The organism is Stenotrophomonas sp. AS1 (assembly GCF_048957655.1).
GTDB lineage: Bacteria > Pseudomonadota > Gammaproteobacteria > Xanthomonadales > Xanthomonadaceae > Stenotrophomonas > Stenotrophomonas bentonitica_A.
On sequence record NZ_JARVXM010000007.1, the window covers coordinates 260,028 to 280,702 of the forward strand.

Annotated in this window: 20 protein-coding genes; 10 read left to right on the forward strand and 10 right to left on the reverse strand. The window is 67.1% G+C overall.

Translation table 11 applies throughout. The features are described 5' to 3' along the window. Positions 1 to 11: 11 nt before the first annotated feature. From PV764_RS12855 to PV764_RS12865, 3 genes are all read right to left on the reverse strand, one after another. Positions 12 to 461 (reverse strand): protein-disulfide reductase DsbD domain-containing protein, encoded by a 450-nt coding sequence (locus PV764_RS12855; RefSeq protein WP_421116777.1) that lies wholly within the window; start codon positions 459 to 461, stop codon positions 12 to 14. After that, positions 458 to 1,039 carry a YceI family protein gene (locus tag PV764_RS12860; RefSeq protein ID WP_421116778.1) on the reverse strand — a complete coding sequence of 194 codons (582 nt, stop codon included), beginning with the start codon at positions 1,037 to 1,039 and terminating at the stop codon, positions 458 to 460. Before PV764_RS12860 ends, PV764_RS12855 begins: the two co-directional genes overlap by 4 nt. Before the next feature lie 113 nt (positions 1,040 to 1,152). Continuing rightward, the gene (locus tag PV764_RS12865; protein WP_421116779.1) at positions 1,153 to 2,493 is read right to left on the reverse strand and encodes a peroxiredoxin family protein; all 1,341 of its coding nucleotides are present in this window, start codon (positions 2,491 to 2,493) and stop codon (positions 1,153 to 1,155) included. Positions 2,494 to 2,605: 112 nt separating this feature from the next. Here PV764_RS12865 and PV764_RS12870 point away from each other — a divergent pair, with 112 nt between their 5' ends. The 9 genes from PV764_RS12870 to PV764_RS12910 all read left to right on the forward strand — a co-directional run bounded on the left by PV764_RS12870 (position 2,606) and on the right by PV764_RS12910 (position 11,192). Further along, positions 2,606 to 3,412: a hypothetical protein gene (locus PV764_RS12870; protein ID WP_421116780.1), complete on the forward strand. Its 807-nt coding sequence runs from the start codon at positions 2,606 to 2,608 to the stop codon at positions 3,410 to 3,412. Between the two features lie 117 nt (positions 3,413 to 3,529). Beyond that, entirely contained in the window at positions 3,530 to 4,570 is a 1,041-nt protein-coding gene (locus tag PV764_RS12875) for a hypothetical protein (protein WP_046273389.1), read from the forward strand. 355 nt (positions 4,571 to 4,925) lie between these two features. After that, positions 4,926 to 5,786: an STAS domain-containing protein gene (locus PV764_RS12880; RefSeq protein WP_046273390.1), complete on the forward strand. Its 861-nt coding sequence runs from the start codon at positions 4,926 to 4,928 to the stop codon at positions 5,784 to 5,786. 1 nt (position 5,787) lies between these two features. Beyond that, a complete protein-coding gene (locus PV764_RS12885; protein WP_019184175.1) occupies positions 5,788 to 6,159 on the forward strand; it encodes an STAS domain-containing protein in 372 nt (123 codons plus the stop codon). Next, a complete protein-coding gene (locus PV764_RS12890) occupies positions 6,156 to 6,557 on the forward strand; it encodes an anti-sigma regulatory factor (protein ID WP_019184174.1) in 402 nt (133 codons plus the stop codon). Before PV764_RS12885 ends, PV764_RS12890 begins: the two co-directional genes overlap by 4 nt. Next, positions 6,548 to 7,564 carry an ATP-binding protein gene (locus PV764_RS12895; protein WP_421116781.1) on the forward strand — a complete coding sequence of 339 codons (1,017 nt, stop codon included), beginning with the start codon at positions 6,548 to 6,550 and terminating at the stop codon, positions 7,562 to 7,564. Before PV764_RS12890 ends, PV764_RS12895 begins: the two co-directional genes overlap by 10 nt. Then, the gene (locus tag PV764_RS12900) at positions 7,561 to 8,421 is read left to right on the forward strand and encodes a sensor histidine kinase (protein ID WP_019184172.1); all 861 of its coding nucleotides are present in this window, start codon (positions 7,561 to 7,563) and stop codon (positions 8,419 to 8,421) included. Before PV764_RS12895 ends, PV764_RS12900 begins: the two co-directional genes overlap by 4 nt. Then, complete coding sequence (locus PV764_RS12905) at positions 8,408 to 10,348, forward strand: response regulator (RefSeq protein WP_019184171.1); 1,941 nt, start codon at positions 8,408 to 8,410, stop codon at positions 10,346 to 10,348. The genes PV764_RS12900 and PV764_RS12905 overlap by 14 nt, the downstream gene beginning before the upstream one ends. Positions 10,349 to 10,403: 55 nt before the next feature. Further along, positions 10,404 to 11,192 carry a CHAD domain-containing protein gene (locus tag PV764_RS12910; protein WP_421116782.1) on the forward strand — a complete coding sequence of 263 codons (789 nt, stop codon included), beginning with the start codon at positions 10,404 to 10,406 and terminating at the stop codon, positions 11,190 to 11,192. A gap of 16 nt (positions 11,193 to 11,208) precedes the next feature. Here the strand turns inward: PV764_RS12910 and PV764_RS12915 are convergent, their stop codons facing one another. From PV764_RS12915 to PV764_RS12925, 3 genes are all read right to left on the reverse strand, one after another. Further along, complete coding sequence (locus PV764_RS12915) at positions 11,209 to 13,956, reverse strand: UvrD-helicase domain-containing protein (RefSeq protein WP_421116783.1); 2,748 nt, start codon at positions 13,954 to 13,956, stop codon at positions 11,209 to 11,211. 144 nt (positions 13,957 to 14,100) lie between these two features. Next, positions 14,101 to 15,315 (reverse strand): MFS transporter, encoded by a 1,215-nt coding sequence (locus PV764_RS12920; RefSeq protein ID WP_019184168.1) that lies wholly within the window; start codon positions 15,313 to 15,315, stop codon positions 14,101 to 14,103. Positions 15,316 to 15,478: 163 nt separating this feature from the next. Next, positions 15,479 to 15,706, reverse strand: coding sequence for a hypothetical protein (locus PV764_RS12925; RefSeq protein ID WP_046273396.1), 228 nt, complete (start codon positions 15,704 to 15,706; stop codon positions 15,479 to 15,481). Positions 15,707 to 15,917: 211 nt separating this feature from the next. Between PV764_RS12925 and PV764_RS12930 the strand changes: the two genes are divergently transcribed. Next, complete coding sequence (locus tag PV764_RS12930) at positions 15,918 to 16,922, forward strand: GAF domain-containing protein (protein WP_235318930.1); 1,005 nt, start codon at positions 15,918 to 15,920, stop codon at positions 16,920 to 16,922. A 28-nt stretch (positions 16,923 to 16,950) separates the two neighbouring features. Here the strand turns inward: PV764_RS12930 and PV764_RS12935 are convergent, their stop codons facing one another. From PV764_RS12935 to PV764_RS12950, 4 genes are all read right to left on the reverse strand, one after another. Beyond that, positions 16,951 to 17,190, reverse strand: coding sequence for a DUF1653 domain-containing protein (locus PV764_RS12935; protein ID WP_019184165.1), 240 nt, complete (start codon positions 17,188 to 17,190; stop codon positions 16,951 to 16,953). Positions 17,191 to 17,259: 69 nt separating this feature from the next. Further along, positions 17,260 to 19,044, reverse strand: coding sequence for a bifunctional diguanylate cyclase/phosphodiesterase (locus PV764_RS12940; protein ID WP_046273397.1), 1,785 nt, complete (start codon positions 19,042 to 19,044; stop codon positions 17,260 to 17,262). A gap of 112 nt (positions 19,045 to 19,156) precedes the next feature. Beyond that, positions 19,157 to 19,525, reverse strand: a complete 369-nt coding sequence (locus tag PV764_RS12945; RefSeq protein ID WP_019184164.1) for a response regulator — start codon at positions 19,523 to 19,525, stop codon at positions 19,157 to 19,159. After that, entirely contained in the window at positions 19,518 to 20,675 is a 1,158-nt protein-coding gene (locus PV764_RS12950; protein WP_019184163.1) for an ATP-binding protein, read from the reverse strand. The genes PV764_RS12945 and PV764_RS12950 overlap by 8 nt, the downstream gene beginning before the upstream one ends.

The following is a 20,675-nucleotide window of genomic DNA, read 5'->3' on the forward strand; positions in this document are numbered from 1 at the left end:
GGGCGCCGCGCTCAACGCGCGACGATCTCCTGCTGGACCAGCTCGCACAGGCCGCTCTCTTCGAAGCAGACCTGCGCGCGCAGGGTGCCGTTCACCGGCGTGCCGCCCGCCGCCACGGGCAGGCGCAGCTGCCCTTGTTCGCTGAAATAGGTGTAGCGGTAGTCACCGGTGAAACTGCGGCCGTGGCCTTCGCGGGCATCGACCGAGCGCAGCGGGCCCTGCGTCTGCGCCCCGTCCGCCAGGATCACCCGCGCCGCGCGCGGGCCGATCTGCGGTTGCTCGAAGTCCGAGGCGTACAGGATCCAGCCCGGTTCGATGCGGGCATCGATGACCAGCTCGCGGGACCCGTCGGGCGCGGCCTCCAGCCGCGGCTTGAGGGCGACCTTTGGCGTATCGGCGGCGATCGCGTTGCCACCGCTCAGCAGCAACGCAACGCCCAGGGGAAGGATGCCGTACCTCACTCCTTGCCCCCTTGCGCCTCGGTGGTGATGTGCAGCTGCACCTCGTCGGCGATGTTGGGCAGGAACGCATCCAGCCCGAACTCGCTGCGGCGGATCACGCCCGTGGCGTTGAAGCCGATGGTCGGCACCTTGCGGCTGGGATGCTCGCCCACCTTGTTGAGGGTGGCGTCGAGCACGACCGGGCGGGTGACGCCATGCAGGGTCAGCTCGCCGGTGATCTTCAGGCGGCCGGCGCCCTGGGACACGACCGAGGTGCTGCGGAAGGCAGCCTGCGGGAACCTGGCGACATCGAAGAGTTTGTCGCTCTTCACGATCTCGTCGAGTTTCGGCACGTGGGTGGCCAGCTCGGCCAGCGGCAGCTCGACCTGTACCTGCGAGGCGGCGGGCCTGGCGGCGTCGTAGACCAGCGTGCCGCTGCTGATCGCGGCGCGGCCGGTCGGGAAAGAAAAGCCGTTGTGGTTCCAGGTGAACAGCACGTCGGTATGGGTCGGGTCGAGCTGGTAGGTCACCGGCGCGGCGATCGCCACGGCAGGTGCGGTGGCAGCGGTGAGCAGGGTCAACAGCACGGTGGTGCGCATGGGGCGGGTCTCTTCGTCGTGGCGCGCAGCCGCCCGCGGCATCGCGGGGAGGCCGTGCGGGCGTGCAGCGCAGGAGGGATGGCCGCGGCGGGCGGGCAGGCCGCCGCGGAGGGTTACGGGGCGACGGCCAGTGCCGGCGTCGTGGTTGCGGTCGCGGCGCTTGCCGCATACGGATCGGGCTCGGCAATCAGCCCATCGAGCAGGCTGTTGAAGCGGGCCACATAATCCTGGTGATACTCCCCGGTCACGGTGCCGGTGTAGCCGGTGTAGATCTCGCGGACCTTGCCGTCACGGCCGATGATGATCGTGGTCGGGAAGGCGGCCATGTAATTGAGGCCCTTGAGTTTCTCGGTAGCGACCTTCTTGTCGGCGATGCCGCCGAACACGATGTCGTAGCGGATGTCGAAGTAATCCTTGAAGGTGGTCAGGGTCTTCTTGAAGTAATCGAAGTTGTCTTCCTGCTCGAAGGCGACCGCCACCGCCTCCACGCCACGGTGCTGGTTCTGCTTGAACCACGGGGCCAGGAAATAGGTCTGGTCGGTGCAGTTCGGGCACCAGGTACCGATCACTTCAACGATGACCACCTTGCCGCGGTATTTGTCGTCGCGCAGCGAGACCTGCTTGCCCTGCAGATCGGGGAAGCTGAAATCGATGCGTTCCTGGCCATCCTTGAGGAAGGTGAGCTTGTACGGATCCGGCAGCTCCACCTTGTCGCTTTTCTCGGCCTCGAACTTCACCACGTTGTAGATGCCGCTGCCGAACGCGCCCTGGATGTTGCCGTCTTCATCGATCGTGCCGCGGATCAGCAGCGGGCTGGGCCCACTGAAGCCGGACAGGTAGAAACGGTTGCCCTGCACGGTGCCTTCCAGCTCGCGGGTATCACCCACCACGGTCATGAACACGCCGGAGAGGCGATTTCCCTCCTGTTTGAGCAGGGCGACCTGGTTGCGCTTGTCCTGGCGGGCGGCCTTGTCGATGGTCTGCACGGCCCACTTGCCGCTGAGGTCCGCCGCCGGTGCCTCGTCCTGGCCTGGCTTGACGAAGCGCCATGCCGCGCCCTGTTCGGCGGTGAAGGCAAGGTTGCGCGCCCCGTTGCGGCTGGGCACCAGGTCCTTGTACTGGCCGACCAGGTGCTTGCCATCCTCGGAGACCTTGCCTTCGAGCACCGCATCGTAGGTGTTCATCCGCACCGAGAAGGTCCCGTCATCGCGCGGGGTGACCTTGAATCTGTCGGTGCGGCTGCCGTTGAGCAGGGTGAAGGTCGCGTCCTGCGCACACTTTCCCTTTACTTCGAAGTTGAACGGAATGGGATCGCCATCGATATTGAATTCGCCGCGCCACACGCCTTCGGCAGGAAATGGGGCGGTGGCTGCGGCCGCTGCAGGCAGGGCCAAGGACAGGCTTGAGGCGAGGAACAGGGCCGCGACGACGCGACCGGATAATGCCAGTGTCATGAGAGTGCTTCCAGATAATCCCCTTGGACGCGCCAAGTCGCCGGCGATGCAGCCCCCGTTCCACTGCATCCGCTGAAAGGCCATCCCTGGCCGGTCACGTGCCATCCATGGCGTGACTGGATTATTGCCACGTGAATGTCGTAAAAGTTCATCGTGGCTTGGAACGCATGTTCATCAGCATATTCACCGGCGCGACGATGGCAGGCTGATAACCGTTTTGACATCAGCGCATTTGCCGCCGTGGCCTGCATCGAAGACCATGGTGCCCGAGGCGCCCGGCCCCGCGCCGATACCAAGGAGGGAACCCATCGTGAAGCCAAGGGAAGGTATCCAGGTCTCGGTTTATACCCGCTGGCACCAGCTGGCCGTCCCGCTCGCATTTCTGTTGGCTGCGGGCAGTTTCATGTTCATCGTGCTCAATCGCGGTCCGGTCGGTGTCGCCATCGTGGTGGCACTGCTGTGCCTGGTGCTGCCGCCGATGTTGGCGTTCCAGGGCTTTCCGACGCGCAATGAAGTGATGGTCATGGCCGATGGCCTGATGTTTTCGCGACGTGACGCAGTGCCCTTCGATCAGTTGTCCAGCTGGGGCACCGATGACTATCTCAAACTGGTGCGGCCGGGCCGGGCGACACTGATGGTGAGTGCAGCCGATCTGCAGAGCCGTGACCGCCTGCTGCGCGAATTCGAACATGCGCTGGAGGCTTGGCAACGCAGGCAGCCTGCGCTCAGCGAGCCGATCCGGCGTACTCACTTCTATGGCTCGGCGCGTGCGGCGGCCATCGGCGCGGTGATCATCGGGCTGGGCGCGCTGTGCATCGTCATGGCATTGCGGTTGCGTGAGCCGTCCATCGAGCTGGCGGTTGTCGGCGCGCTGGGTGGGCTGGTCGGCGTGATCATGCTGCTTGGCCGGCGGGTGTGAGTCTGGCGCGGCCGTCCACACGGTCTTGTTTTCAGCGTCTCGCGTATTTCACGACCTGAAGCGCAGCCTGCCGATGCGAGCTGCATCCGCAGCGCATGAAAAGGAGTGCCATCCGCTATGAATACCCGAGGCGATTACGCCCACCCCGAGCCCGTCGCTGCCGCGACCGTGGCCGTGGTCACCCCACCGCCGGTGGTGGATCTTCCGCGCGAGAGCGCCGTGTCATGGGGCGCGATCCTGGCCGGTGCCATCGCCGCAGCCGCGCTTTCGTTGATCCTGGTGATTCTCGGCGTGGGCCTGGGCCTGTCGTCGGTCTCGCCGTGGTCGTTTGAAGGCGTGACTGCCGAGACCTTCGGCTGGTCCAGCATTGCCTGGTTGACCTTCACCGCCATCGCAGCCTCCGGGCTGGGTGGCTATCTGGCCGGTCGCCTGCGCACGAAGTGGAGCAACCTGCACGGCGATGAGACCTACTTCCGCGATACCGCACATGGTTTCGTGTCGTGGGCGGTGGCCACCCTGCTGACCGCCGCACTGCTGACCTCCGCGATCGGCGGCATTCTCGGCGCTGGCGCCAAGGTGGCCGGTGCCACCGCAGGTGCGGCGGCGTCCACTGCCGGCGGTATTGCCGCAGCGGGCGCAGGCTCGGCCGCAATGGGCAACGAAGAGGGTGACGTGCAGTACTGGGTGGATTCGCTGTTCCGTGCCAACCCGACCTCAGCGCAGCCCGCGCCGCCGGTGGGTCCGGCCGATGCAGCGGCGCCCCCGGCACCGCCGGTCAACGGCGCACCGCCGCCGCCGCGCCCGATGCCGGGTGCCGACCGTCGTGCGGACAGCCGTGAGGTGCGTACCGAGGTCAATCGCATCATCGTCAACAGCCTCAAGTCCGACACCATGGACCCGGCCGATACCCAGTACCTGGGCCAGCTGGTGGCGGCACAGACCGGCATGAGCCAGGCCGAGGCACAGGCCCGCGTGACCGATGTCCAGACCCGCCTGCGCGCTGCGCTGGACAACGCCAAGCAGCAGGCCAAGGAGGCGGCCGACGATGCCCGCAAGGCGACCGCCTATGCCGCGCTGTGGCTGTTCATCACGCTGCTGATCGGTGCCTTCATCGCCAGCCTGAGTGCCACCTGGGGCGGCCGTCGCCGCGACCTGTGAACCTGACCATCCCAAGGGAGGAAACACCATGAAGTACATTCTGCTGTGGATGCTCGGCATTCCGATTCCGCTGCTGCTCCTGTTCGCGCTGCTGCGCTGACCGTTCCACCATCAGGCCGCCTTCGGGCGGCCTGATGCGTTGTGGCGGCCCGGCCGGGAAACTGGCGAGGTGAACAGCCCAGGTCCGGTCTTTCTGAATGAGTCAGGGAAGTGCAAACAACCTTCACGCCATCAGCATCTGCCGTCATGCCCAATCTTCCTGAATTCATTTAAGCTTGGACGATTGCGACCCCCATTCATATCGGTGATGGGGCGTCTGTCCACCCGGTGTTTCCCTTCTTTCAGGACCTTTTCCATGGCGGCTTTGCAGCAGCGCACGATCGATCTCATTCGCAGCCATCAAGAGCCCCTGCTGGCCGCATGGGCCGGCAATCTGGCCGGTTCCAGCCAGGCCCAGGACGGCCGCCTGTCCTCCCGCGAGCTGGACCAGCAGGTCCGCGAGTTCTGGCGTCTGTTCCTGGAGGCGCTGTCGGCTACGGAGGTCAGCTCCATCGCACGGGTCGAGTGGCAGGACATCCGCCGCTTCCTGGAGGAACTTTCCCGCGAGCGCGTGCTGAAGGGCTTCAACTCGTCGGAGACCGCCAGCTTCATCTTCTCGCTGAAGCGACCGCTGTTCGAGGTGATCCAGCAGGGCTACGTGAATGATCCGGCGCAGCTGGGCGACCAGTTGTGGGCGATCTCCGAGCTGATCGACCAGTTGGGACTGCACACGGTCAGCGTGTTCCAGAAGACGCGCGAAGACGTGATCCAGCGCCAGCAGGAAGAGATGCTGGAGCTGTCCACGCCGGTGGTGAAGCTGTGGGAAGGCGTCCTCGCGCTGCCGATGATCGGCACGCTGGATTCGCAGCGCACCCAGGTGGTGATGGAATCGCTGCTGCAGCGCATCGTGGATACCGGTTCGGAAATCGCGATCATCGATATCACCGGCGTGCCCACCGTGGACACGCTGGTCGCACAGCATCTGCTGAAGACCGTGACCGCCATCCGCCTGATGGGCGCCGATGCGATCATCAGTGGCGTGCGGCCGCAGATCGCCCAGACCATCGTGCACCTGGGGCTGGACCTGCAGGGCATCGTGACCAAGGCCAACCTCGCCGACGCACTGGCGCTGGCGCTCAAGCGCACCGGCCAGACCGTGACCCGGACTGCCCGCTAAAATGGAACGCATCCCGATCCTGCAGATGGGCGATCTGCTGCTGGTGACCATCCAGGTGGACATGCACGATCAGCTCGCGCTGACCCTGCAGGATGACCTCACCGAGAAGATCCGCAGCACCTCCGCGCGCGGCGTGCTGATCGATATTTCCGCGCTGGATATCGTCGATTCGTTCATCGGCCGCATGATCGCGACCATTTCGTCGCTGGCCCGGATCATGGATGCCACCACGGTGGTGGTAGGCATGCAGCCGGCCGTGGCGATCACGCTGGTGGAGCTCGGCCTCACCCTCAGCGGCGTGCGCACCGCACTCAACGTGGAGCGCGGGATGAAGCTGCTGCAGCGCACCGACGAAGACGAAGCGGCCTCATGAGTGCCAACAGTGGTTCGCTGCCGATCCGCATCGAGCAGGATGTGGTGCTGGCCCGCCAGGCCGCGCGCCAGGTGTGCGTGGCCTGCAAGCTGCGCCTGATCGACCAGACCAAGCTGGTCACTGCCGCCAGTGAGCTGGCCCGCAACGCCGTGATCTACGGTGGCGGCGGGACGATGGACTGGGACGTGGTCGAGAAGGGGCTGCGCAAGGGCGTGCGGCTGGTCTTCGCCGACAACGGGCCGGGCATTCCGGATGTCGCGCAGGCGCTGACCGACGGCTGGTCGTCCGGCTCGGGCATGGGCCTGGGGCTGTCCGGCTCGCGCCGGCTGGTGGATGAATTCGAGCTGGAGAGTGCGCCGGGGCAGGGCACCCGCATCACGATCACCAAATGGAGCTGAACTTCGCAGGCCAGGTAACGCGGGTCGTGGTGGTCGAAGAAACCTCACAGGTCGGACAGGCGCGGCGCGAAGCGCTGGCACTGGCCGATCATGTAGGCCTGGATGAAATGGACGCCGGTCGCGCGGCGCTGGTGGCGACCGAAATGGCGACCAACGTGCTCAAACATGGGCGCGGTGGCCGCATGTACCTGTCCCTGGTCTGTGGTCGCGGCGGCAACGGGGTGGAGCTGTGCACCGTGGACACCGGCCCGGGCTTTTCCCTGGCCGAGTGCCTTCCGGACGGGTATTCGACCGGCGGCACCCAGGGCCTCGGGCTGGGGGCGATCCAGCGCCAGGCCAGCGTGCTCGATGCCTGGTCCGATGCCAAGGGGGCGGTGGTCGTGGCGCGGATCTACGCCAGTCGCACCCCGCGCGACATCGACGTGGCTTACGGCTCCCTGCGCCTGCCGATGCGCCACGAGCTGGCCTGCGGCGATGCATGGCATATCCGCGCAGACGCACGGACCGTGTCGCTCACGGTGATCGATGGCCTCGGCCACGGGCTTCCTGCGGCCGATGCTGCGTGGGCCGGTGTGGATGCGGTCGCGCATTCTGCCGCGGGCGGTGCACCGGCGTTGATCGGCGTGCTGCATGCCGGTATGTCCGGCACCCGGGGTGGCGCGGCAGCGGTGGCCTGCGTGGATGTGGCGACGGGCCAGGTGGAGTTCGCCGGCATCGGCAACATCGCCGCCAGCCTGTGCGAGCCCACCAGTTCGCGTGGGCTGGCCTCGCACCCGGGGATCGTCGGCGTGCAGTACCGCAAGGCACAACCATTCCATTTTCACGCGGCCACAGGCACGCTGCTGGTCATGCACAGCGATGGACTACAGGCGCGTTGGAGCCTGCGTGATTACCCCGGCCTGTTCCACCGTCATCCAGCAGTGATCGTGGCGGTGCTGCAGCGTGATTTTGATCGTGGCCGGGATGACGCCGGCATTGTTGCCCTGCGTCTTGGAGATCTGCATTGAGCGTCACCCCCAATGATGAGGAACTGCAGCGGCTGCGCCTGGAAGCCGATGCGCTGCGTGCCGAGTTGGATGAAACCAACCAGGGCGTGCTCGCGCTGTATGCCGAGCTGGACCAGCAGGCCGAGCAGCTGCGCGAGGTCTCCGAGCTGAAGAGCCGGTTCCTGTCATACATGAGTCATGAGTTCCGCACGCCGCTGGGCTCGATCCTGAGCATGACGCGGCTGCTGGAAGACGGCATGGACGGCCCGCTGACCGACGAGCAGCGCCGCCAGGTGCGCTTCATCAGCGCCTCCACCAGCGAGCTGCGCGAGATGGTGGACGACCTGTTGGACCTGGCCAAGATCGAGGCCGGGCGGATCACCATTTCACCGGCCTGGTTCGACCTGATGGACCTGTTCTCGGCCCTGCGTGGCATGTTCCGCCCGCTGGTGGAAGGCAACCAGGTGGACCTGGTGTTCGAAGATCCGCCGGTGATGCCGTTGCTGTACACCGACGACAAGAAGCTGGCGCAGATCCTGCGCAACTTCATTTCCAACGCACTGAAGTTCACGCCCAATGGGCAGGTGGTGGTGTCGACCCGGTTGGAAGGGGAGAGCGCCGTGCGCTTCAGCGTGCGCGATACCGGCATCGGCATCCCCGCCGAACTGCAGTCCACCCTGTTCGAGGATTTCGTGCAGGTGGATACACCGCTGCAGAAACGGCTGCGCGGCACCGGGCTGGGGTTGTCACTGTGCAAGCGCTTTGCCGAGCTGCTGGGTGGGCACGTCGGGGTCGAAAGTGAAATCGGCGCAGGCTCGGACTTCTATGTGGTGTTGCCGCTGACCTTGGCCACGGAGGCCGCGAATGGCGAACCCTGATCGCATCCTGGTGGTGGACGACAACGTAGCGACCCGCTATGCGGTGCGCCGGGTGCTCGAGCATCACGGGTTCCATGTCGAGGAAGCCGGTACCGGCGGGGAGGGGCTGGAGCGCCTGGCCGAGCATGATTTCGATGCGCTGGTGCTGGATGTGAACCTGCCGGACATGAGTGGCTTCGATGTGGTCCGCCAGCTGCGCGAGAACGCACGCCTGCAGCTGCTGCCGGTGGTGCACGTCTCGGCGGCTTCGATCGCGACCGGCGACATGATCACCGGCCTCAACGCGGGCGCCGATGCCTATCTGATCCATCCGGTGGACCCGGATGTGCTGCTGGCCACGCTGCGCAGCCTGCTGCGTGCCCGCCGCGCGGAGGAAGCGCTGCGCGAGACTGAAGCGCGCTTCCGCGAAATCTTCCGCCATATCAATGCGCCCATCGCGGTGCTCGATGCCGACCTCAACGCGCACGACGCCAACGACGCGTTCACCCGTCTGCTGGGCCAGCAGATCGGTCCGGGCCAACTCGATCAGCTGCTTCAGGATCAGGCCGCGCCGCTGAGTGCGTTGAAGGTCGCCCTCGCCGAGGGCGAGCGCTGGCAGGGAACCTTCAGCCTTCGCGTCGGCGGTGCGATCCGCATGACCGAGTGGCGGGTGACCCCCTATCAGGCCGCCGGCCAGGGGCTGGTGCTGATCGAAGACACGACCGAGCACCATGCGCGTGCCAACGAGCAGCGCCAGGAGCTGGAAAGCGCCACGTCCGAACTGGCCTTCCAGATCGCCGAACGCGAGCGCACCGAGATCGAGCTGATGCAGGCGCAGAAGATGGATGCGCTCGGCCAGCTCACCGGCGGCATCGCGCATGATTTCAACAACCTGCTGACCACGATCATCTCCGGGTTGGACATGATCGAGATCGCCGCCTCCAGCGGTAAATGGGACAAGGCCTCGCGCTACGTCGAGATCGCCACCGGCTCGGCGCACCGTGCCGCGGCGCTGACCCAGCGCATGCTGGCCTTCGCGCGCAAACAACCGCTGGACCCGCAGACCTTCGATGTCGTTGCGCGGGTGCGCTCGCTGGAAGACATGCTGCAGCGCTCGATCGGGGAGAACATCGAGCTTGAACTGGAGCTGGGCCCGGAGCCGTTGATCGCGGTGGCCGACCCGAACCAGTTCGAGAACGTGATCCTCAACCTGGTCATCAACGCCCGCGATGCGCTGGCCGGCCAAGGCCTGATCCGCATCCGCGCCGGACGTGCGCAGATCGAGCGTGACCATGAACTGGCCCCGGGCCACTACATCACCGTGACCGTCCTGGACAACGGCGTGGGCATTCCCACCGAGCTGCTGACCAAGGTGTTCGAGCCGTTCTTCACGACCAAGCCGCAGGGCGAGGGCACCGGGTTGGGGTTGTCGATGACCTACGGGTTCGCGCGTCAGTCCGGTGGCAGCGCACGCATCGCCAGCGAGCGTGGCGAGGGGACGGAAATCGAGCTGCTGCTGCCGGAGGGCCGGCTCCAGCCGGTCACCCAGGCATCGGTACCGGCACAGCTGCCCCGTGGCAGCGCCGAACGCATCCTGCTGGTGGACGATACCGATTCGGTGCGGATGATGGTCCGGGAGATGCTGGTCGAAGCCGGATACCAGGTGGTCGAAGCCATCAACGCGCAGCAGGCGCTGCTGGAACTGCATTCGGACCGTGAGCTGGACCTGCTGCTGTCCGACGTCGGCCTGCCCGGCATGAACGGCCGCGAGCTTGCCGATGCGGCCCGGGCCCTGCGGCCGCACCTGCCGGTGCTGTTCGTCACCGGCTATACGGAAAGCGCCGCTGTCCGCAATGAATTCCTCGGGCAGGGGATGTCCCTGCTGCCCAAGCCGTTCAGTGTCAACGAACTGCTGCGGGGCGTGCGGCAGATGTTCAACCCGGGCTGACAGGCTTCGGCCGCAGCCTGGGTACAATCCCCGGACGCCTCCGGGGGAAACCACCATGTCGCCACCCGCAATCGGCCCGGCCGCCCGCGCACTGGCGGCGCGTGAGTGCACGGCCATCGCCGAGGCGCTTTCGCCCCAACCCGATGTCCACGATGCCGTGCATCGTGCGCGCAAGACCATCCGCCGGCTGCGCGCGCTGCTCGCACTGCTGGAGAACAGCCATTTTGAGACAGACCAGGCCGATGCGGCCCTGCGGCGCCTCGGGCAAGGGCTGTCGGCATTGCGCGATGCCCACGTGGTGGTGGACACCTGCCAGCGCCTGGCCGCGCAGCAGCCCGCCCTGCCATGGGCGGAGGTAGGCAGACGGCTGACGGTGCGCCGCGACGCACGCCTGGCCCAGGCGCTCGCACGCGACCCGGCGTTTGCACGCCGCCACGCGGCACTGGGACGTATCGTGCGGGATCTCCAGGCCCAGCCATGGGAGTCCCTTGGAAGGCGTGACCTGCGCAAGGGACTGGCGCGCAGTGAGCGTCGTACCGCCAAGGCGGAGAAGCGCGCCGCACGCGGCCGCGATACCGAGGATCTGCACCGCTGGCGCCGGCGGGTACGCCGCCTGCGCATGCAGCTGGAAGCACTGCCAACGCTGGACAGCGCGCTGGCTGCCTCGATCAAGCGCAGCCGCCCGGGCCGACAGGCGCGGGCACTGCACACGCTGGGCGATCAGCTGGGCTGGCAGCAGGATCTACGAATGCTGCGCAACCTGGTGCGGGTGATGCCGGGTGTGGAGGGCCGCCGTGCACTGCTTGCGCAGTTGGATGCGGAGGGGGTGGCTGCGCTGGGCTGAGCCATGTGCGCGCCGCTCAGGCCCCCGCGAAGGTACGCACGCCCGGGTGTCCCCCCGCCTTCGGCGGCTTGTACTCGCATCGCGGATACCCCGAGCACGACTGGAACGCGCCATACGGCCCGGTGCGCGGCACGATCACGCCCACCCTGCAGGCCGGGCAGGCCTGCTCGTGGATGGTCTCACCCGCCATCGAGGTGACGCGCACCGCACCGTCATTGACCAGCTCGGTCAGGAAGGGCGAGCGCCGACCCTGCACGGTGAACATCGCCACCGAGCGGCGCGCGCGCGTCAGTGCCACGTAGAACAGGCGGCGTTCTTCGCCCAGTGGATACGCATCGCTGTCCGGCATCGCCAGCGCGAGCACGGGATCATCGGCGCGGGTGTTGGGAAAGCGCCGGTCCAGCATGCCGGGCAGGATCACATAGTCCGCCTCCATGCCTTTGGAGCGGTGCGCGGTGAGGAAGCTGACCTCCATGTGTTGGCCATGCCGTGCCCGCCACGTGGCCGGCAGCATCGCGCGGTCTGCGTTGTAGCGGCCGAGTACGAACACCGTGACCTTGCCATCGCGGCCGGGCGGCGCCTGGCCGGACAACAGCTGCTGGTGCAATCGCTCCAGATACTGCTCGACCGCTCCGGCCAGCCGGTCGCGCGAGGCGACCTGGTAGGCCTGCAGCGCCGCGCCGTACGCCGGGGTGACCGACTGGACGTCCTTCGGGATCTGCGCAGGGTTACGGGATACGAAGGCACTGGACACATCGCACAGCGCCTGCGGGCAGCGGAACGTCTGCTGCAGCTTGAGCACCTGGCCCTGACCGAACCAGTCCACGAAGCCGGTCATCACCGACACGTCCGCGCCGGCAAAGCGATTGATCGACTGCCAGTCGTCACCGACCGCGAACAGGTGTTTTCCCGGTGCCTGCACCAGTGCCCGGCACAGCCGCGCACGGGCGCGCGAGGCATCCTGGAATTCATCGGCCATCACCAGGTCGAAGGGAGCGACGTAGCGCCCCTGTTCGAGGTGCTCGGCGGCCTGGTTGAGCATGTCTTCGAAATCGATCCCGCCCTCGGCCACCAGCGCATCGTCCCAGCCTTCCAGGATCGGGACGATCAGCGCGAGGAAGAGGCGGTAGCGGTGCTTGAAGTGATCGTCGGGCAGGCGGCGCAGGCGCTCGACCATGTCCTCCACGTCCAGCGCGTTGCTCTTGGCGTGGCTGATGAAGGTGCGGACCAGGCCGATCAGGTCGCTGTCCGGCATCGGCGTCGCGCCGCCCTCGGGCAGGTCGCGGTCGGGATTCGGGTCCAGTTCGATACCGCGCTGCGACAAGGCCTCGCCCAACCGCACGAACAGTTCGCCGGTGCGCAACTGCAGCGGGGTGGTCTCGATCCGCTCGATGCCATCGCGGGCGCCCGGCTCGCCAGCGCGAGGCGCGGGCGCGCGGTCGTGTCCCGCCGGGGCGAGGTGGTCGTGATACAGCGCAATGCCGGGGTAATAGAAATCCGGGCGGTACTGGCGGTACGCATCGGTCCCGGCATCGAATGCATCGCGGCGTGCATAGGTGTACGCCACGCCGTTGTAGAACAGCCAGTCGGCGATCACGCACGCTTCGATGCTGCGCACGCGCTCGCCCTGCAGGGTACGCACATACCCCTGCCCATCCTTGTCCCACTCCTCGGCGTCCAGCGACCCGCCGGTGACCGGCAGGTCACGGCCGAACACCAGCCGGAACATGTCCCACTGGGTACGGAAGGCGAGCGAGCGGTCCTTGAGCTGGTCGATGATCTCGGCCAACCGATGGAAACCCTGGGTGGCATCGACCGCCCAGTCCGGCACCTGCGGCATCCGGCCGGTGGCCTGGGCGATGATGTGCCGGCCCAGCGCATGGAAGGTGCGCGCTTCCACCCGCACCTGATCCAGGCCGAGGCGCTGGAACGCGCGGTCCGCACGCGCCTGCAGCTCGGTGGCGGCTTCCTTGTTGAAGGCGAGCATGACGATGCGCTCGGGCGCGACCAGCCCGCGTTCGATGGCGTACGCCGCCTTGGCGACCATTGTGGAGGTTTTGCCCGAACCTGCTGCGGCCACCACCTGGACGCGGTTGTCGAAGCAGATCACCGCGCGGGCCTGCTCATCGGTGAGTGGCCGGCTTTCGACGCGGTCCAGCAACGCACGGCTAGCGACCCGTTCGCGCGCCTGATGGACCTCATTGCGGCGCGCCCACATCGTTGGCCAGTCGGCCAGCCACAGCATCAGCGCTTCTTCGATCGCGGCCGGGTCGCCATCGAGCTGGCTGCGCAGGTCGGCATCATCGAACACCGTCCACAGCGCGTCCTCATCCAGGGGCAGGGTGGGGCGTGCCTGCAGCAGTGCCTGCTGCTGCTCGCAGGTCAGCCACAGCGATTCCTCGTCGGCCAGATCGGTAGCCGCCTGCACCTGGGCGAGCCAGTGCTGGATGGCGGTGAGGGACTGCTGGAACAAGGCGACATGGTCGCGCTGGCGCTGCTTGCCGCTTCGCTCCTCCAGTGCCGACACCAGCAAGCGCGCGGACGCGGCGGGCAGGCCGCCGAGGATCAATGGTGGGTGCCCTTCACGATGGAGGCTCAGTCGTGCCCAGGGCAGGCGCGGGTACACCTGCAGTGCATCCAGCGGCGCGTGATACCGATGACCGTCAATGGTCAGTAGCAGCTGGTCGTCTTCCAGGCGCAGGCGCCAGTGCGGCGATCGCGTGAGGCGTTGACCCCAGTCGCTCGGGGCCCATTCGTACGTCATCGGTGTTCCAGGTGCGGCCCTCGTTGCGGCCGTGGCCGGAACAGCATGGGTGGCGCGGTTTGATCGGATGCCCATGATAGGGGAAATAAAAAAAATCCCCGCCTGGGCGGGGAATCGGATCGAGCGGTCGTTCGCGGCGTACCGTTACTGCTGCAGCACCGGCACGCTGCGCGCGCGGCGGTCCACCAGCATCGCCACGCACCACAGCAGCAACCCGCCCAGCGCGGTGGCAGCGCCAACGTAACCGGTCACCGCAGGGCTGAAGCCGGCGCCGATCGCCATGCCACCGAACCACGGGCCCAGTGCGTTGGCGGTATTGAACGCGGCATGGTTGGAGGCGGCGGCGAGCGTCTGCGCTTCGCCGGCCACGTCCATCAGGCGGGTCTGCAGCACGGCCGCCAGGGCGCCCATGGTGCCGACCGCAATGATCATCGGGAACACGCTCCACACCGATTGCGCGGCCAGCGGGAAGGCCAGCAGCACCAGGATCGACCAGACCAGCACGACGGCGGCGGCGCGGAACTGGAAGCGGTCCACCAGCCAGCCACCGGCGACGTTGCCGATGATCGCGCCGATGCCGAAGATGCCCACGGCCAGCGGCATCCACGATTCGGCCAGGCCGGTGACCTGCACCAGCGTCGGGGCGAGATAGGTGAACACGCAGAACATGCCGGCGAAGCCGACCGAACCGATCGCCAGTGCCAGCCACACCTGGGGACGATTGAAGGCACGCAGTTCGCGCATCGGCGAGGTACGCACCTCATCCGGATCGGGCAGCAGGAAGCGCGCGATCATCGCCACGGTGGCGATCGCCAGCACGCTCACCAAGGCGAACGCGGTGCGCCAGCTGACCTGCTGGCCGAGCCAGGTGGTGAGCGGATTGCCGACCAGGATCGCCACGGAGAGGCCGAGCAGCACTTTGGACACCGCCGCGCCACGCTGCGCTGGCGGGCTGATCGCCGCCGCCACCAGCATCGCCACGCCGAAGTAGGCGCCATGCGGCAGCCCGGCGACGAAGCGGGCCAGCAGCATCGTGCCGTAGTTGGGCGCCAGCGCGCTGGCCAGATTGCCGATGGCGTAGAAGCCCATCAGCGCCAGCAGCAGGTTGCGGCGCGCGAAGCCGGCGCCGGCAAAGGCCAGGACCGGGGCGCCGACCACCACGCCGATGGCATAGGCGCTGATCAGGTGGCCGACCTGGGTTTCGCTGATCGACAGCCCGCGGCTGATCTCCAGCATCAGGCCCATGCTGGCGAACTCACTGGTGCCGATGGCAAAGCCGCCCAGCGACAAGGCCAGCAGGATCAGGGTGCGCTCGCGCGGCGAGAGCCGGGCGGCCAGAGGGACGGAGGAAGAGCTCATGCAGGCGGCCGCGTCGAACGGGGAAGCGCGGCATTGTACTGCTGCGACGCAGCATTAATCAGCCGGGCCCATGGAACGCTGGATCTGCCTGGTGCGCGCTGCCCCGTGAGCAGCGTACCGCAGCGTGCGGACAGGCCCGCCGCGCTTGGCTATCGCCGCCTTTTCACGGATACGGCCGCGCCCTGAACGGCTGCGGCTCGGGCGCCGCCGGCGGAAGGCGCTCGCCGTGCACGCGGCTGAGGATCTCATTGGTGCGTCGTTGTTCGGCCACGATCTGTTGCAGCAGCCCCTTGATGCCGAAGATGGCAAACGGAACGAACAGCCACAACAACCCGAGCAGCGCGCCGATGAGCGCGACCAGCAGCGAAAACCCTGAACCCGCAGGACCCATGTCTTACTTCCCTGTCGTTGAGAGGTGCTAGATCACCTCAATGATAGCCGTAGCCTTTTGCACCCGGGCCGCATTGGGCGCCCAGCGGCATTGGCCGGTGGGCGGAGACGACATATCACTAGTCGATCACGGCCAGTCTCGCCCATTCATGCGACAATTTCGCTTCAAGGCCACCCGTCGATGGCTGCGCGATGCCGCCAGAGAGGTTGCGATGTCTTCCAGTCCAGGCTTTCCTGCCCTTATCGGTTTCGATCTGCCCGGCCCACAGGCGGGGACCCGTTCGCAGCGGGTGATTGTCACCGCGTTGCTGGATGACACCCCGCGCGCTGACTGGCTGCGCATCCTGCACCGCCTGGCGTGGCCATCATTGCGGCTGGATCACGGCGTCGAGCAGATCCGCCTGGTCGGGCAGGGCCTCCATTTCGTGGGTGCGATCACCGATGCCAGGGCGTTGTCGGCCTCGGTGCGTGGCCTGTTCAACGAGGTCAACGCGAAAGCGCTGGACCGCCGCCTCGCCGCGATGGAGAACCCGCTGGATGACGATGGTCCGGGCAGCGCGCCTGCGGCGTCCTTGGCCCATGCCACGGATCCGCGCCTGGACGATGTGGCCGCACTGCTTGCGATGCCGGCCGTGCCGGGCATGCTGGAGTTGGCGAGTGCGATGACCGGCATGCGGTTCGTTGCGGTGGCCCGTGTCACCGCCGATCGGTGGACCGCCTGCGCCGTGCATGATCGTCTGGATTTCGGTCTGCGCCCGGGCGATGACCTGGTGCTGGAGACCACCATCTGCGATGAGATACGCGAGCATCGCCATCTGGTCCAGTTCGACCAGGCCAGCACCCATCCGGTGTTCTCCAGCCATCCCACGCCCGCGCTGTATGGGTTCGAGAGCTACATCTCGGTCCCCATGTTCCGCCGCGATGGTGGCTTCCACGGCACGCTGTGCGCGTTGGATCCCAATCCTTCCAGACTCGACGCCGCGACGGTGAAAGGCTTCGAGGTGCTGGCGGGGCTGATCGGCGCGCAGCTGGATGTGCAGGATGCGCCGGCCGGGGAAGGGCAGCCGGTGGTCAGCATGGCCGAGGCGCTGTCGGTGCTCTCGCGTCAGGTGGACGCGCTCGACGCGCTCGACGCGGCCGCGCTGCCGGAGCAGTTCCGCGCGGTGACCACGCAGTTGCGTGCGCTGGTGGACGGGGCGCGGGCTGTGGCGGGCTGAAGGCCCGTCAGGGAGGGCGTGGGGCGTCTCAGTCGCCCGCCTCCACCGGCGCAAAGCGCGCCCGCCATTGCCCCTCCACCTCCACCCGTGCGACGAACATCTCGTACGGACGCACCCACAGGCCGACATCCGAATCCAGCGGCCGGTACAGCACCATCGGCGCCAGCGTTTCACTGTGGCGTACAACCCCGATCACCTCGTAGTTGCCGCCCTTGAAATGGCGGTAGTGGCCGAGCGGCAGGGTGGGCAGCGGGGAAAGATCGGACATGGCGGCGGTAGCAAAGACGGGCGGCCCATTATCGCCCCGCGCACCGGTTGGCGGTGATGTTCGGTCGGGTCAGCCGGCATCCGGCAACGGGCCGGCGCGGCAGGCGTTGACCAGGTGCAGCACCGCGTCGGGGTGCATCGGCCGGGCCAGCTGGTAGCCCTGCGCTTCATCGCAGCCCCACAGCCGCAGCAGCGAAAGCTCGGCGTCGTTTTCCACGCCTTCGGCCACGGTGCGGTAGCCCAGCTGCCGGGCCAGCTTGATGATGGCTTCCACCTTCAGCCGGGCGGTGCGTGAGCGCGCCAGCCCGGTCACCAGCGTCTGGTCGATCTTGATATGGCTGATCGGCACCTCGCTGAGATAGCCGAAGTTGCTGTAGCCGCTGCCGAAGTCGTCGATCGCGATGCGCACGCCGGCCGCCGCCATCTCACGCAACTGCGGCAGCGCCGCCGGATGGTGGTTGAGCCACTGGCCTTCCGTGATTTCGATTTCGATCAGGCCCGGGGCGAGGCCGTAGGCATGCAGCCGCTCGGACAGCACGCTCCACACGCACTGGTCATCGAAGTCGCGCGGAGAGAGATTGATGGACAGGCTGAAGCCGGGCACGGTCTTCTGCCAGTGCGCGGCCTGGGCCAGCGCGTGATCGATGACCCAGCGGCTGAGCGCCGGCATCAGCGCCGTGCGCTCCAGCACCGGGATGAATTCGCCCGGGCTGATCGGGCCCAGCATCGGATGGGTCCAGCGCAGCAGGGCTTCGGCCGACACCGGCTGCCCATCGATCAGATCGAAGCGCGGCTGGTACACCAGGCTGAACTGGTGCTGGGCCAGGCCGCGCCCGGCATCGGAGGCCAACCGGTAACGGCGGCGCAGGGCATCGTCGCGTTCCTGCGAATACCAGCACAGGCAGGCATCGGTCTGCAGGGCATGATGCATGGCGACCAGGCATTTGCGGACCAGATCCGCGGTCTCCTCGCGTACCGCGCGGAAGTCGCAGACGCCGGCATGGAACTGCGGTGACATCGGGATGCTGCCGGCCATCAGCGGCCGGCGCATGCGCACGCGCAGGCGGTCGAGCAGGCCCTCGGTCTGGTGATGCGAGTGGTCCGCCAGCAGGAAGGCGAAACGGGTCACTCCCACGTGGTAGACCTGCGTAACATCACGCAGCACGTCCTGCACGCGCAGCGCCGCCTGGCGCAGCAGGGTTTCCACGGGTTTCATGCCCAGGGCCTGGCCGGCGTCATTGGCGCTCTGCAGGTCGAACACATCCAGCAGCACCGCCGTGAACCTCCGGCCTTCACCGCGGCGGGACAAGGCGGTGAGGTCGGCCTGGAACTGCTGCCGGTTGGGCAGGCCGCTGACCTGATCACGGCGGCCGAGTGACATCTTCAGTTCCATCTGCGCGACCACCACGCGCGCGAGCGTCTGCAACTGCACCTGCTCTTCGGCAGAGAGCCGCCGCGGCTCACGCCCCATGATGCACAGGGTACCCAGCGCGACGCCGCCCTTGGTGATCAGCGGCGTACCGGCATGGAAGCGCAGCTGCTCGGGGCCGGCGACCAGCGCATTGCCGGCAAAGCGCGGGTCCTGGCGAAGATCCTCGATCTGCAGCACCTGGCTGGAACCCAGCGCGTGCGCGCAGATCGAGGCATGCCGTTCGTTGCGGGTCAGCGCCAGCCCCACGCGCGAGATGAGGTGCTGGTGGTCGGCATCGAAGATCGACACCAGCGCGATCGGCACGCCGAAGGTGAAGGCCGCCAGTTCGGTGATCGGGTCCAGCGCCGTGCCCAGCGCAGGGTCCATCACGTTGAGTGCTTCGATCAACGCGATCCGGTCAACATCGTTGCGTCTGTCCAGCATGTACCGCGCCCTGTTCCGACTTCATCGCTACTATCACGATGGCAATGCAGAACCAGTGTGAAGCAGGGGCGAGGCGGATGAAGCGTTCACGCAGGCTGGGCGGAACCCTGGCTCAGAGCGGTGCGTCCGGCGACTGCAGCAAGGTGACCAACTGGCGCAGGCGATAGGGCTTGGGCAGGAATTCGACATGGTCCGGCAGTGGCGGCAGCTGCGAACGCGCATAGCCAGACGCCAGGATCATGCGCGCATTGGGCAGCACGTCGGCCACGTGCTCGCTGAGCTCCACGCCGCTCATGCCGTTGGGCATGCTGATATCGCTGAACACCACATCGAACCCGCCCGGGTCCTGCATCAGGCGCAGGGCGGTCGGACCGTCGTCGGCCGTGTGGATTTCGATACCGAAGTCCTGCAAGGCCTGGCCGATCAGTTCACGCAGGTCCTGCTGGTCTTCGACCATCAATACGCGTAGGGGCTCAGACATGCTCGACTTCCTCAATGACAGGTAACAACAGGCGGACGGTGGTGCCCCTTCCGGGGGCGGTTTGTACGTCGACGAAGCCGTCGCACTGCGAGACGAAGCCAAACACCTGGCTCAGGCCCAGACCGCTGCCCTTGCCGACTTCCTTGGTGGTGAAAAACGGCTCGCTGGCGCGCTCGGCGATGTCCGGGGGCATACCGTCGCCCTCATCGGTCACCGCGATGGCGACATAGTGCCGGCGCATGGGCTGGGACAGATCCGGTGCCAGTCGCTGTTCGACCTCGGCCGTGATCGTGACCGTGCCGCCCTGGGGCATCGCTTCGGCACTATTGAGCACCAGATTCAACACGGCGCTGTGCAACTGTACGCCATCGGTGACGATCGGTGGCAGGTCCGCCGTCAATTCCAGCTGCACCGCGATGCCGGCCGGGCAGGCGCGGCGCAGGACGGGCAGGGCATCGCGCAGGAACTCCTGCACGACCACCGGCTCGCGCACCAGGGTCTGATCGGCCGAGAACGCCAGCAGCTGGCGGGTCAGCAGCGATCCCCGGTCGGCGGCGGCCTGGGCCAGGTCCACCAGCTCCTGGGTGCGGTCGTCGGCGCCGGGGCGCAGGGCGATCAGGTCCAGTGCGTTGCCGATGGTGGTCAGCAGGTTGTTGAATTCATGGGCCAGGCCGCGGGTCAGCCGGCCCACGTTGTCCAGCTGCCGTTGCTGGACATGCGCGCGCTGCGCATCCTGCAGCAGGCGCTGGGCCTGGTAGCGCTCGGTGACATCCTGGGTGACCTTGACGAACCCGAGCAGGCAGCCGTCTTCGCGGACCGGCTCGATCACCTCGCCGGCACGGAACCGCTCGCCAGTGCAGCGCACCCGCCAGCCCTCGCCGACGAAGCGGCCATGGTCACGCGCATACGCCAGCGCCTGCTGGGGCACGCCCAGCTGTTGATCCTCGGGGGTATAGAACAGGCCGACATGCTTGCCGATCACGGCCTCGGCGGTATAGCCCTTGACCCGCTCGCAGCCACGGTTCCAGCTGCAGATGTTGCCCTGCGTATCGAGCAGATAGATCGCGTGATCGCTCACGTTGTCGATCAACAGCTTCAGCTGCCGGCTTTCGTCGGCAAGCGGTGCAACGCTGGATACGGCCTGGACCAC